At 61.3% G+C, this 12,949-nt stretch carries 14 protein-coding genes; 5 read left to right on the top strand and 9 right to left on the bottom strand.

Translation table 11 applies throughout. The annotated features are described in order from the left end of the window. Nucleotides 1-169: 169 nt before the first annotated feature. On the bottom strand, nt 170-661 hold the full coding sequence (locus CBW66_RS11210; protein ID WP_086138998.1) for a YqaA family protein: 492 nt from the start codon (nt 659-661) through the stop codon (nt 170-172). Between the two features lie 201 nt (nt 662-862). Between CBW66_RS11210 and ilvA the strand changes: the two genes are divergently transcribed. The 5 genes from ilvA (at nt 863) to rapZ (ending at nt 6,196) form a co-directional block, all read left to right on the top strand. Further along, complete coding sequence (gene ilvA, locus CBW66_RS11215) at nt 863-2,398, top strand: threonine ammonia-lyase, biosynthetic (protein ID WP_086138999.1); 1,536 nt, start codon at nt 863-865, stop codon at nt 2,396-2,398. Between the two features lie 93 nt (nt 2,399-2,491). Then, on the top strand, nt 2,492-3,334 hold the full coding sequence (gene queF / locus CBW66_RS11220) for an NADPH-dependent 7-cyano-7-deazaguanine reductase QueF (protein ID WP_086139000.1): 843 nt from the start codon (nt 2,492-2,494) through the stop codon (nt 3,332-3,334). 333 nt (nt 3,335-3,667) lie between these two features. Next, a complete protein-coding gene (locus CBW66_RS11225) occupies nt 3,668-4,150 on the top strand; it encodes a PTS sugar transporter subunit IIA (RefSeq protein ID WP_034753339.1) in 483 nt (160 codons plus the stop codon). 36 nt (nt 4,151-4,186) lie between these two features. Further along, on the top strand, nt 4,187-5,122 hold the full coding sequence (gene hprK, locus CBW66_RS11230) for an HPr(Ser) kinase/phosphatase (protein ID WP_034753337.1): 936 nt from the start codon (nt 4,187-4,189) through the stop codon (nt 5,120-5,122). A 210-nt stretch (nt 5,123-5,332) separates the two neighbouring features. Next, on the top strand, nt 5,333-6,196 hold the full coding sequence (gene rapZ, locus CBW66_RS11235) for an RNase adapter RapZ (RefSeq protein ID WP_086139001.1): 864 nt from the start codon (nt 5,333-5,335) through the stop codon (nt 6,194-6,196). A gap of 4 nt (nt 6,197-6,200) precedes the next feature. Here rapZ and CBW66_RS11240 read toward each other — a convergent pair whose 3' ends face one another. The 8 genes from CBW66_RS11240 to CBW66_RS11275 all read right to left on the bottom strand — a co-directional run bounded on the left by CBW66_RS11240 (nt 6,201) and on the right by CBW66_RS11275 (nt 12,894). Beyond that, nucleotides 6,201-7,286 (bottom strand): enoyl-CoA hydratase/isomerase family protein, encoded by a 1,086-nt coding sequence (locus tag CBW66_RS11240; RefSeq protein ID WP_086139002.1) that lies wholly within the window; start codon nt 7,284-7,286, stop codon nt 6,201-6,203. A 136-nt stretch (nt 7,287-7,422) separates the two neighbouring features. Then, nucleotides 7,423-7,782 (bottom strand): ribosome-associated translation inhibitor RaiA, encoded by a 360-nt coding sequence (gene raiA / locus CBW66_RS11245; protein WP_086139003.1) that lies wholly within the window; start codon nt 7,780-7,782, stop codon nt 7,423-7,425. A 69-nt stretch (nt 7,783-7,851) separates the two neighbouring features. Then, nucleotides 7,852-9,330 carry an RNA polymerase factor sigma-54 gene (locus CBW66_RS11250; RefSeq protein WP_086139004.1) on the bottom strand — a complete coding sequence of 493 codons (1,479 nt, stop codon included), beginning with the start codon at nt 9,328-9,330 and terminating at the stop codon, nt 7,852-7,854. Between the two features lie 4 nt (nt 9,331-9,334). Continuing rightward, nucleotides 9,335-10,090 (bottom strand): LPS export ABC transporter ATP-binding protein, encoded by a 756-nt coding sequence (gene lptB / locus CBW66_RS11255; protein WP_034753325.1) that lies wholly within the window; start codon nt 10,088-10,090, stop codon nt 9,335-9,337. Further along, nucleotides 10,090-10,671: a lipopolysaccharide transport periplasmic protein LptA gene (gene lptA / locus CBW66_RS11260; protein ID WP_070221652.1), complete on the bottom strand. Its 582-nt coding sequence runs from the start codon at nt 10,669-10,671 to the stop codon at nt 10,090-10,092. The genes lptB and lptA overlap by 1 nt, the downstream gene beginning before the upstream one ends. 25 nt (nt 10,672-10,696) lie before the next feature. Next, on the bottom strand, nt 10,697-11,308 hold the full coding sequence (lptC, locus tag CBW66_RS11265; protein ID WP_230492228.1) for an LPS export ABC transporter periplasmic protein LptC: 612 nt from the start codon (nt 11,306-11,308) through the stop codon (nt 10,697-10,699). A 42-nt stretch (nt 11,309-11,350) separates the two neighbouring features. Further along, nucleotides 11,351-11,884, bottom strand: a complete 534-nt coding sequence (locus tag CBW66_RS11270; RefSeq protein ID WP_070221654.1) for an HAD family hydrolase — start codon at nt 11,882-11,884, stop codon at nt 11,351-11,353. Continuing rightward, a complete protein-coding gene (locus CBW66_RS11275; RefSeq protein ID WP_086139006.1) occupies nt 11,884-12,894 on the bottom strand; it encodes an SIS domain-containing protein in 1,011 nt (336 codons plus the stop codon). Before CBW66_RS11275 ends, CBW66_RS11270 begins: the two co-directional genes overlap by 1 nt. Between the last annotated feature and the right edge of the window lie 55 nt (nt 12,895-12,949).

The following is a 12,949-nucleotide window of genomic DNA, read 5'->3' on the forward strand; positions in this document are numbered from 1 at the left end:
GTTTAAGCGCGGCATGCGCAGCCATAGCAAATATGGCCAATGCGCATTTTTATAGAATAAAAAATCATCTTGCTTGCCATTTTCGCGCAAAAATGCCAAGAATCAGGCCCCGCTGCAAACTATCAAACTGCCCAAAAATGGAAAGAACGGACGTTGCAGAGTACCCCATTCAGGCCAGCATCTTGCCCACCCAGTGCCAGAAACCATCGGGCACGTACAGCAGCAAGGCCGTCATGGTCAGGTAGCGCGCGCACTTGCCGACGGCCATGTAGGCCACGCTGGGCCAGAACGGCAGCTTGAGCCAGCCCGCCAGGGTGCACAGGGGATCGCCCACCACGGGCAGCCAGGCCAGCAGCATGGTCTTGGCGCCATAGCGGGCCAGCCAGCGGAACCAGCGCGTGTCGCGTTCCTTGGCGAACGCCTGCTTGGCCCGGTAGCCCATCCAGTAGTCGACGATGCCGCCCAGGGTATTGCCCAGGGTAGCGACGCCGATGGCGGCCCAGAACAGCGCGGGATTGGCCTTGATGACGGCAAACACGGCCGGCTCCGAGCCGAGCGGCAGCAAGGTGGCGGAAATAAAGCTGATCAGAAAGACCGATGTCAGCCCGACTTCCGGTGCGGCGATCAGCTGCAGCAGCCAGGCGATTGCGGATTCGATCATGGAACACTTCGCGATGCGGTAAGGCTCTCCATTATAATGAAGAGCAGCCTGGGCGCCGCACACATCGCGCCGGCTGGCAAAGGCAGACCCGCCCGCAGTTCCACAGAGCATTATTGTCGCCAGGCTATCCGCCGCCGCGCCGCCGCTATCGACAGACACGCTCCAGACCCTTTCTGGCCCAGAATCACTTGCTTGCAGACTATGAACATCGACTACCTCAAGAAAATCCTGACCGCCCGCGTCTATGACGTCGCTTCCGAAACGCCGCTGGAACTGGCCCCAGCCCTGTCGCAGCGCCTGAACAACCAGATTTACTTCAAGCGCGAAGACATGCAAAGCGTGTTCAGCTTCAAGATTCGCGGCGCCTACAACAAGATGTCCAAGCTCAGCGAAGCGGAACGCAAGCGCGGCGTGATTTGCGCCTCGGCCGGCAACCATGCCCAGGGCGTGGCCCTGTCTGCCGCCCGCATGGGCTGCCGCGCCGTCATCGTCATGCCGACCACCACGCCGCTGGTGAAGGTCGAGGCGGTCAAGGGGCGCGGCGGCGTGAACGTGGAAGTGGTGCTGCACGGCGAGTCGTACACGGATGCCTACAACCATGCGTTGACGCTGGAAAAGGAACAGAAGCTGACCTTCGTGCACCCGTTCGACGACCCTGACGTGATCGCCGGCCAGGGCACGATCGGCATGGAAATCCTGCGCCAGCACGCCGGACCCATCCACGCCATCTTCGCGCCCATCGGCGGCGGCGGCCTGATCGCCGGCATTGCCGCCTACGTGAAACAAATTCGCCCCGACATCAAGATCATCGGTGTGCAAAGCGTCGACTCGAACGCCATGGCCCGTTCGCTGAAGGCCGGCGAGCGCGTGACACTGAACGACGTGGGCCTGTTTGCCGACGGCACGGCCGTGCGCCTGGCCGGCGAGGAAACCTTCCGCCTGGTGCAGGCGTATGTCGATGAAATCATCACGGTCGACACGGACGCCATCTGCGCCGCCATCAAGGATGTGTTTACGGATACGCGCAGCATTCTGGAGCCGTCCGGCGCGCTGGCCATCGCCGGCGCCAAGGCCTATGTGGAACGGGCCAGCCTGACCAAGCGCCCCGTCAACAATGAAACCCTGGTCACCATCGCCAGCGGCGCGAACATGAATTTCGACCGGCTGCGCTTCGTCGCGGAACGGGCCGAGCTGGGCGAATTCCGCGAAGCCGTGTTCGCCGTCACCATGCGCGAACAGCGGGGCAGCTTCAAGCGTTTCTGCTCGCTCATCGGCGCGCGCAACGTGACGGAATTTAACTACCGCATCAGCGATGAAAAAGCCGCGCACGTGTTCGTCGGCATCCAGATTGCTGACCGGCATGAATCAAGCGTGCTGGCGAAGACCTTCGAGGAACACGAATTCAAGACCCTCGACCTGACCCACGACGAGCTGGCCAAGTCGCACATCCGCCACCTGGTGGGCGGCAAGAGCCGGCTGGCGCAAGACGAGCTGCTGTACCGCTTCGAATTCCCCGAACGCCCGGGCGCACTGATGCGCTTTCTCGACAGCATGGCACCGAACTGGAATATTTCCCTGTGCCATTACCGCAGCCAGGGCGGCGACGTGGGCCGCATCCTGATTGGCCTGCAAGTGCCGCCCGATGAAATGGGAGAATTCGCCCGCTTCCTCGATACCCTCGGTTACCGTTACTGGGATGAGAGCAGCAATCCTGTGTATAAGCTGTTTTTGGGTTAGTTCCAAGCCAGGCGAACAAGCTGGGGTCAGAGCCGACGGGTCTGACCCCAAAATAAGCTACCATGCGTGCTTGACTGAATTCACGCCATCACCATGACCACCACCAACGACCTCGCCGAACAATCTCCCTTGGGCAAAAGCTCCGCCTACCGCACCGATTACGCGCCGGAATTGCTGTTTCCGATTCCGCGCCAGGGCAAGCGCGACGAGCTGGAGCTGCACGGTACACTCCCGTTCTTCGGCCTCGATATCTGGAACGCCTACGAACTGTCGTGGCTGAACCAGCGCGGCAAGCCGCAGGTGGCCGTTGCCAAGGTCAGCGCACCGGCCGACTCGCCCAACATCATCGAATCGAAATCGTTCAAGCTGTACCTGAACTCGTTCAACCAGACCAAACTGGACAGCCCGGATGCGCTGTTGGCCCTGCTCAAGCAGGATCTATCGAACGGTTTTGGCGCGCCCGTGCAAGTGGAACTGACCTTGCAGGAAGATTTCGCCAAGCTCAAAATGGGCGAGTTCGATGGCGTGCTGCTGGACCGCCTGGACCTGGAGATCACGCAATACACGCCCTCGCCGCTGCTGTTGAAGGCGGCGCTCGCCGAAGCGCCGGTGGAAGAAAAACTCGTTTCGCACTTGCTCAAATCGAATTGCCTGGTGACGGGCCAGCCCGACTGGGGCAGCGTGCAGATCGAGTATGCGGGACCGCAGATCGACCAGGAAAGCCTGTTGCGCTACCTGATCGGTTTCCGCGAGCACAATGAGTTCCACGAGCAATGCGTGGAGCGCATCTTTGTTGATATCTTGCGCCAGTGCAAGCCGCAAAAGCTGTCCGTGTATGCGCGCTATACGCGCCGCGGCGGCCTCGATATCAATCCCTGGCGCAGCAACTTCAGCACGGGAGTGATGCCGGGCAATCTGCGCAACGCGCGCCAGTAATACCAAGCAACAACCCAAAACCATGCCAACAGGAATGTTGGCTGTGTTTTAAAACAACGTTGTAGCCGTGCCGCAGTGCAAGTCAAAGACGCTGAAAAATCGGAAAATCGCCATTCAGCGGCGGAAAAACCGGCGCGCCGCGTGTTTTTAATCAAGAAATAGCCGATACGCGCCGATGTTATTTTTTTGCTAAAATGATGGCCACATGGGCTGTAGCGCCCACTGCGCCCGCAGCGGGCGTATACTGTTGAGAATTGGCGTTACAGGCCGCGAAAACAGGCCTATAATTCGGCTCGCAAGCCCTCTGCGCATTGCACCATTTCATTGAGTGTCATGACTAATCTTAGCAAAATCTTATCCCTCGAAAACGTCCTGCTGGACCTGGAAGTTTCCAGCAAGAAGCGCGCTTTCGAGCAAGCCGGCCTGATCTTCGAAAACAATTACGGCATCGCCCGCTCTACCGTCTCGGACAATCTGTTTGCCCGCGAACGGCTGGGCTCGACTGGTCTGGGCCATGGCGTGGCCGTGCCGCATGGCAGGGTCAAGGGCAGCAAGACCTTGAAATCGCCGCTGGGCGCCTTCGTGCGCCTGGCCGAACCGATTCCGTTCGAGTCGCCCGACGGCAAGCCCGTCAATCTGCTGTTTTTCCTGCTGATTCCCGATCATGTCACCCAGCAACATCTGGAAATCCTGTCGGAAATCGCCGAAATGTTTTCCGATGACGCCTTCCGCACGGCATTGGCCACGGATCCGGAACCGAAATCCGTGCATTCGCGCATCGTCAATTGGCAACCCAGCCTGCAAGCGGCGGGTTAAACTTCAGGTATTCCTCCACTCCTGAAGAAGACTGCCATGTTGCAAACGCCGCTGACGATACAACGCCTGTACGACGATAATCGTGAAAGTCTGCAACTGGGCTGGTTCGCCGGCTTCCCCGGCGGCGAGCGCCTGATCTCGGGCGATGTCTCGTCGGCCGCCGACCAGGTGGGCCACTTGAACCTGATCCATCCGGGCCGCATCCAGGTCTTTGGTCACCAGGAAATCAATTACTACCAGCGCCTGAAGGTCAATACACGCACCCACGTGATCGGCGAGCTGATCGCCGGCGGTCCGCCCGCGCTGATCATCGCGCAAGGACTGGAAACGCCGCCCGACATCCTCGCCATCTGCGACGAGCAAAATATTCCCCTGTTCTCGACCCCGCTGCCGGCCGCGCAAGTGATCGATTTCCTGCGCGTCTACCTGTCGAAAAAGCTGGCGCAGCGCATCATCATGCATGGCGTGTTCATGGACGTGCTGGGCGTGGGCGTGCTGATCACGGGCGACTCGGGCCTGGGCAAGAGCGAGCTGGGGCTGGAGCTGATCTCGCGCAGCCACGGCCTGGTGGCCGACGACGCCGTCGAATTCTCGCGCATCGCGCCGAACATGATCGAAGGCCGCTGCCCGCCCCTGCTGCAAAACCTGCTGGAAGTGCGGGGCCTGGGCTTGCTCGACATCAAGGCCATCTTTGGCGAAACGGCCGTGCGCCGCAAGATGCGCTTGAAACTGATCGTCCACCTGGTGCGCCGCAACGCGCTGGAAGAAGAAGTCGAGCGCCTGCCCTTCCTGTTCCCCACGGAAGACGTGCTGGGGCTGCCCGTGCGCAAGGTCGTCATCCCCGTCGCCGCCGGCCGCAACATCGCCGTCCTGCTGGAAGCGGCCGTGCGCAACACGATTCTGCAGCTGCGCGGCATCGATACCTTGCAGGAGTTCATGGAGCGGCAACGTTTGGCAATGAGCGGGGATTAGTCTGCAAGGAGTTCGCCCTTGCAAGGGCGAACCGTTGCGCAGGCACGCAGCCATGCTGCGTGAATTCCCTGCTCCACCGCTTTGCGCCAAGCCGACCTACCATGCCAATCTCCCGCTTTTTGTGAACCAATACTACGGTCAAAATTGCAATAATTTGTAAAGATGATTGCCTTGGGAGCGCAGTGCCGGTCTTTATTGTATGATCGGGCTATGCATATCGTCCTTATCACCGGAATATCCGGCTCCGGCAAATCCGTCGCGCTCAATGTGCTGGAAGATACCGGCTACTATTGCGTCGACAACCTGCCGCCGGCCTTGCTGCCCAGCCTGGTGCAAACCTTGCTTGACGAAGGCACACCCCAACTGGCCGTCGCTGTCGATGCGCGCAGCGCCGAATCGCTCGTCAGCTTGCCGCACAATGTCGCGCTGCTGCGCGACCAGGGGCATGACGTCAAGGTCATGTTCCTGACAGCCACCACGCATTCGCTGGTGGCGCGCTTCTCGGAAACGCGGCGCAGCCATCCGCTGTCGCATGAGTTGCGGCCGAACCAGAATCCGGCCAGCCGCCGCACCCTGATCGAGTGTATCTCGGAAGAGCGCGAACGCCTGTCGGCCATCGAGCAGCTGGGCCATGTGATCGACACCTCGGAACTGAGCGCCAACAAATTGCGCGCCTGGATCAAGGATATCGTCGCCGCCGAACGCGCGCCGCTGACCCTGTTCTTCGAATCGTTCGCCTTCAAGCTGGGCGTGCCGCTCGATGCCGATTTCGTCTTCGACGTGCGGGCCTTGCCCAATCCCTATTACGACCTGGCGCTGCGCCCGCTCGACGGCCGCGACGCGCCCGTGATCGCCTTTCTCGACGCGCAGCCGAGCGCGCTGGAACTGCTGGCCGACATCCGCGCCTTCATCGAGAAATGGCTGCCGTCATTTAAGTCCGACAACCGCAGCTACCTGACGGTGGCCCTCGGTTGCACGGGCGGCCAGCACCGCTCCGTGTACATGGCGGAGCGGCTGGCGCAGTATTTCGGCCCCAAAGAAAGAGTCGTGCTGCGCCACCGCGAGCGCGCCTAGCGCCCTAATGCAGGCAGCGCAGCGGATGCGCCTCCACCGGCCAGGCGGGGGCGAAGAAGCGCGCCACCATGGCCGCGTCGACCTGCTCCAGGCTTGACGGATTCCAGCGCGGCGCATTGTCCTTGTCGACCACCAGCGCGCGCACGCCCTCGAGCACTTCACCATGCTCGAAATTGTGGCGCACCACCGTGCGCTCCATGCGCAGGCAATCGGCCACGCCCAGGTGGGCGCCCCGCTGCAGCAACTCCAGGGTCACGCACATCATCAAGGGCGAGCGCAGGCGCATGGCCGCCAGGGCCTTGGCGGCGAACGCGCCGTCGTCCTGCGCCAGCGAGGCCATGATGGCCGCGACGGAGCCGGCGGCGAAATGGCGGTCCAGCGCCGCGCGCGCCGTGGCCAGGGAAGAAGCGCCCGCCTCGGCCTGGAAAGGCGCCGCCAGCGCCTTGATGGCGACCGGCAAGCCTTCGCCCGGCGTGGACTCGAACAGGGCCAGCAACGCCCCCATCTGCGCCTCGGGCAGGTAGACATCGGCCAGGCCCGTGTACAGGGCGTCGGCCGCGTTGATCGTCAAACCCGTCAAGCCCAGGTACAGGCCCAGCTGGCCGGCCAGGCGGGACAAAAAGTAACTGCCGCCCACGTCGGGGAACAGGCCGATATTGACCTCCGGCATGGCCATGCGCGTGCGGCCCGTGACGATGCGCAGGCGGTTGCCGGGCCCCGCTTGCGCCACGCCCATGCCGCCGCCCATCACCACCCCATCCATCACGGCAATATACGGTTTCGGATAAAAATGGATCAGATGATTTAAAGCGTATTCTTCCGTAAAGAAATCTTCCAGCAAGGCGCTGCCGCCCTGCGGCGTGGCCAGGCCAGCGTCGTAAAAGAAACGGATGTCGCCGCCGGCGCACAGGGCTTTTTCGCTGCTCGAGCGTATCACCACGGCGTCCACCTGCGGATCGTCGCGCCAGGCCAGCAAAGCCGCGCTCAGGGCGCGCACCATCTCCAGCGACAGGGAATTCAAGGCTTTCGGACGGTCGAGCACGATGTGCCCCGTGCGGTGACGGATGGAAATCTGGACGAAGTCGCTCATGGCAGGCAGGAAAGAAGTGAAAGTGCCAACATTTTAGCGCCTGCGCGGGGAACATTGCGCTCGCCAGGTACGGGCGCAAAAAAGGGCGCAATGTGCGCCCTTAATTGATCACAGCCGGTTGAAAGTCGCGGGCCGCTTAGGCGGGGGCGAATTCTTCTTCCGAACTGTCTGGCAGATGCTTGATCGCCTCTTTACCGTGCCCTTGCACTTTGGTTTTGTATTTCATCACTTGCCTATCGAGCTTGTCGATCAAGGCATCGATCGCGGCATACAGGTCTTGCGCCAGGCTTTCCACATAGACGGTCTTGCCACTGAGACGCAGGTTGACTTCGGCCTTTTGACGTTTTTCTTTCTCTTTGAGGTTATCCACGGTCAGAATCACGGCGATATCGATGACTTGATCGAAATGACGTTTCACGCGTTCCAGCTTCGTTTGTACGTATTCACGGATGGCTGGTGTCACTTCGAGATGATGTCCGCTGATGGTGAGATTCATACACACTCCTAAAGATGATCGGGTTCGTGCGGTCCATCGTATCCGGCCCGCAGAGGAACCGAAAAAAACTTACAAACACTTACGCAGGCTCACTGGCGGAATTTTTAATGCTTCCCGGTATTTGGCAACAGTACGTCGCGCAATCACCATGCCTTGTTCCCCCAGCATGTCCGCAATCTTACTGTCGGATAAAGGATTTTTAGGGTCTTCTGCTCCTGTCAGTTGCACGATCAATGCCCGTATCGCCGTCGATGACGCTTCGCCCCCCGCTTCGGTGGCGACGTGGCTACCAAAGAAATATTTCAACTCGAACATGCCGTGCGGGGTCAGCATGTACTTTTGAGTTGTTACCCGCGAGATAGTACTCTCGTGTAAACCTAGTGTATCAGCTATTTCACGGAGCACAAGGGGGCGCATGGCAACGGCCCCATGCGAGAAAAAGTTCTTTTGTCTTTCTACTATCGCCTGCGCCACGCGCAGAATCGTGTCGAAGCGCTGGCGCATATTCTTGATCAGCCACTTGGCTTCCTGCAACTGTGCACCCATGGCGCCCTCGCCCTTGCCCTGCTTGAGCAAGTTGGCGTACATGGCGTTGACGCGCAGGCGCGGCATGACGTCGTTGTTCAGGGTCACTTGCCAGCCATTGCGCGCGCGCTTGACGACGACGTCGGGCACCACGTAATCGGACACGTCCGCAGCGAACACAGCGCCCGGATGCGGGTTGCACTGGCGAATTACCGTCTGCGCTTCACGCAAGTCTTCATCGTCGCAATCGAGGGCTTTTTTCAGCTTGTTGAAATCGCGCTGGGCAAACCAGGCCAGATGCTTTTCCACGATGACGAGGGCCATGCGCCGCGTCACCATGGCGATGTGCGGCAAGCGCTTGATTTGCAGCGCCAGGCATTCGGACGCATTGCGCGCGCCCACGCCGGGCGGATCGAAACTTTGCAGCAGCGACAAGGCCGTGCGCATCTCGTCGGCATCGATTTCCAGCTCTTCCGGCAGGCGCGCCAGGATGTCGTCGAGCGACTCTTCCAGGTAGCCGTTGTCGTCGAGCGCGTCGATGATCAGCTCGACCAGCGCGCGGTCGCGCAATTCGAGCACCGTCACGCGCATCTGCTCCATCAGGTGTTCGCGCAGGGTGCAGTGATGGGCCTCCAGTTGCGGACGCGAGTCTTCATCGTCGGGCGCCTTGCCCCGGCTCGCTTCGCTCCAGTCGCTGTCGCCGCCATCCGCGGCGGCCGGGCCCTCGCCCGCCTCGCCGTCAAAAGTTTCCGCTTCGGCCGGCGCCGCGGGCGCTTCCTGGCCGGGCGGCTGGGGCGGCGCCTCGGCCGGCGCGGACGTGGAGCTCAAGGCCCCGTCGGACAGCAAGCGCAGCGAACGGTCGAGCGGATCGTCGAGACGCTCGAGCAAGGGATTGTCCGTCAGCAATTGCTCCAGTTCCTGGTGCAATTCCAGAGTAGACAATTGCAACAGGCGTATCGATTGCTGCAACTGCGGCGTCAGTGCCAGGTGCTGCGAAGTGCGCAGCTGCAATGATTGTTTCATTGGCTTACATGCGGAAGTGTTCGCCCAGATAGACCCGGCGTACCGACTCGTTCGCGATGATGTCGTCGGGGCGTCCCGACGCCAGTACCGAGCCCTGGTTGATGATGTAGGCACGGTCGCAAATACCCAGCGTCTCGCGCACATTATGATCGGTGATCAGCACGCCGATATTGCGCTCCTTCAAGAAGCGCACGATGCGCTGGATCTCGATCACGGCGATCGGATCGACGCCGGCGAACGGTTCGTCGAGCAGCACGAAACGGGGATCGGTAGCCAGGGCGCGGGCGATTTCCACGCGGCGGCGCTCGCCGCCCGACAGGGACAGCGCCTGGTTCTCGCGCAACTTTTCAATCTGCAAGTCGGCCAGCAGTTTATCCAGGCGCTCTTCGATCTCGGCCTTCTTCAAAGGACGGCCTTCGACGGTCTGGATTTCCAGCACGGCGCGGATATTGTCTTCCACCGTCAGCTTGCGGAACACGGACGCCTCCTGCGGCAGATACGACAGGCCCATCTGTGCGCGGCGGTGGATCGGCAGGCTGGAAATGTCCACGCCGCTGATGTCGATGCTGCCGCCGTCCGACGGCACCAGGCCGACGATCATGTAGAACGACGTGGTCTTGCCGGCGCCGTTCGGGCCCAGCAACCCCACGACTTCGCCGCATTCGACTTGCAGCGAGACATCATGCACGACTTGTCGCTTGCCATAGGTTTTCTGCAGTCCGCGAACGATCAGGGTGCTGCCGCAACGGGTATTGTCCATTATTTCGTTCCTGGCACAGGCGTGGCCGGCGCTTTCTCCGCCGCGGGCGCCTTGGTCTTCGGCTGGATCACCATGCGCACGCTGCCGCCATCGGAGGTGCTGGTGCCGCTGTCGGAATTTTCCATCTTGAATACTTCCTTGCGGCTGTCATACGAGATGAAGGCGCCATTGGCCACGTCGGTCACTTTCGTGCCTTCCAGGCGCGTCAGCTTGGCCTTGGAAAACAGTTTCACCACTTCCGTCTTGTTGTCGTATTCCACGCGCTCCGCTTCGCCTTCGACCCACAGGTCGCCCGCGCCATCGCGCTTCTGGCGGAACGTGGCCAGCTTGCCGGGATCGGCCCAGAAGGTGATGAACTGGTAGCCTTGCGGGTCTTCCGTGATCAGGGCCCGGCCCGCCTTCATGGTCAGCGTGCCCTTGACCAGCACGACGTCGCCCGTCAGGGTACGAATCTGCTTGACGTCATCGACGTGGCCGCTGCGTGCCGTGATGACGGCTTCCTTCTCGGAATCGGCCTTCTCGGCATGCGCCACGCCCATGAGGGCCAGCGAAAATACGCTCAACAGCAAGATGTTCTTCATAGTATGGTTTCCTTGTTTCATTCTGTCATTTTGCCGCCGCGGCCGGGCGCGGTTTCGGCGGGAGGACCATGCGCAACGCATTCTGCACTTCCACTTCGCCGGTGGCGTTATTGGCCTTCATGCCGATACCATTGATGCGCGAGGCGCCCGTCAGGATATCGACAGGCACGTCCGTTTCCATTCTTTCTTCGTCCGGAAACACCGTCAGCGCTTCCGTCCTGACCGTCAGGTTCTGCGCCTTCGGACTGGCCACGCGGTCGATCACGACCTTGCGGTGCAGTTGCAGCCGGGTATTGTCCTGGTCGATATGCGCCAGTTCCGCATTCATGTTCAGCGGCGGCATGCCGGGCGTAAGCTTGCGCACGAAGGGCTGGTCGATATCGGACGAATCGTCGGCCGGATAATGCGTGAGCTTGTTGCCCGACACGATATAGCTGGGCTTACCCGTCAAGTCCATGCGCACCAGGCTGAAATTGGTAATGAAATAATCGGGCTCATCCAGATGCTTGCTGGCCTTGATGTCCTGGCCATTCTTGTTCATCACTTCAAGCAGCCAAAAGCTGGCCAGCGCGACGACGACCGCGCCCAGCAGGGTAAAAATCATGCGCCAGCGATGGGCGCCTCCTGGCTTACGCATAGGGTTTCACTCTTTCATAGGTCACTGGCGGCAAGGCGCACCTCACTCCAGGAACGGCGCCATGACGCGCGCATAGTTGTCCTGGGCGCGCAGCAGGAATTCGCAGATTTCGCGCACCGCGCCGCGGCCGCCGCCGGCCTGCGTCACATGGTGCGCCAGGCCCTGCGCTTCCGGACGCCCGCCCGGCACGCTGACGGCAAAGCCCACGCGACGCAGGATGGGCGCATCGATGACGTCGTCGCCGATGTAGCCGCATTGCTCTTCCGTCAAGCCCGTCAGCGCCAGCAGTTCGCGAAACGGCGTCAGCTTGTCGTGACCGCCCTGGTGCACATGGGTAATGCCCAGGTCTTGCGCGCGGCGCGCCGTGATGGCCGAGCGGCGCGCGCTGATGATGGCCGTCTGCACGCCCGATTCCTGCAGCAGCTTGATGCCCAGGCCATCATACACATTAAACGTTTTCATCATTTCGCCATCGGGGCCGAAATGCAGGCTGCCGTCGGTGAGCACGCCGTCGACGTCAAAGATCATCAGTTTGACCTTGGCCGCGCGCGCCAGGTTGTCCGCTACGCTCTCCATCAGATCACCTTCGCTTGCGTCAGATCATGGATATGCAGCGCCCCCACCAGCTTGCCGTCGGCATCGACGACCAGCATCTGGTTGATGCGGAACTGCTCCATCACGGCCACGGCGTCGACAGCCAGGCGTTCGGGCGCGATGCTGCGCGGCTGCGCATGCATGACGTCGCGGATCGCCACTTGCGTGAAATCCTGCACGCGCTCGAACATGCGGCGCAGGTCGCCATCCGTAAACACGCCCACGGGGCGGTCGTCCGCATCGACGACGGCCGTCATGCCCATGCCCTTCTTCGTCATTTCTTCCAGCGCCTGCAGCAGCGAGGCGTCCACGGGTACTTTCGGCACCCGTTCGCCGCTGCGCATGACGTCATGCACGTGCGTCAGCAGGCGACGGCCCAGCGCGCCGCCCGGGTGCGAGCGGGCGAAATCTTCTTCCTTGAAGCCGCGCAAGTCGAGCAAGGCCACGGCGATCGCGTCGCCCAGGGCCAGGGTGACGGTGGTGCTGGCCGTCGGCGCCAGATTCAGCGGGCAGGCTTCTTTTTCAACAGAAATATCCAGGTGCACGTCGGCCAACTGGGCCAGGCTGGAATTCGGTTTACCCGTCATGGAAATCAGTACGCCGCCCATGCGCTTGACGACGGGCATGATGGCCATCAGTTCGGACGACTCGCCCGAGTACGAGATGGCAATAAAAGCATCGTCCGAGGTGACCATGCCCAGGTCGCCATGAGCTGCTTCGGCCGGATGCACGAACAGGGCCGGCGTGCCGGTGGAAGCGAGGGTGGCGGCAATCTTGCGCGCGATATGGCCGGACTTGCCGATGCCCGAGACGACGACTCTTCCTTTGCATTGCAGCAACAGCGCCACGGCGCGGCCCACGCTGTCGTCCGTGGCCAGGCGCGCATGCAGCGCATTGATGGCATCGGACTCGATCTGCAAGGTGGTGCGGGCCAGCGCGACGGCGCGCTCGGTCGTCGCTTGCATGTCAATTCGATCAAAAGCTTTCAGCATTGTTTTTTCATGGGTTACACTCATGCCCAAAGTATAAACGAATTAGGAAAGCAAA

Source organism: Janthinobacterium sp. GW456P, assembly GCF_002127655.1.
Lineage (GTDB): Bacteria > Pseudomonadota > Gammaproteobacteria > Burkholderiales > Burkholderiaceae_D > Janthinobacterium.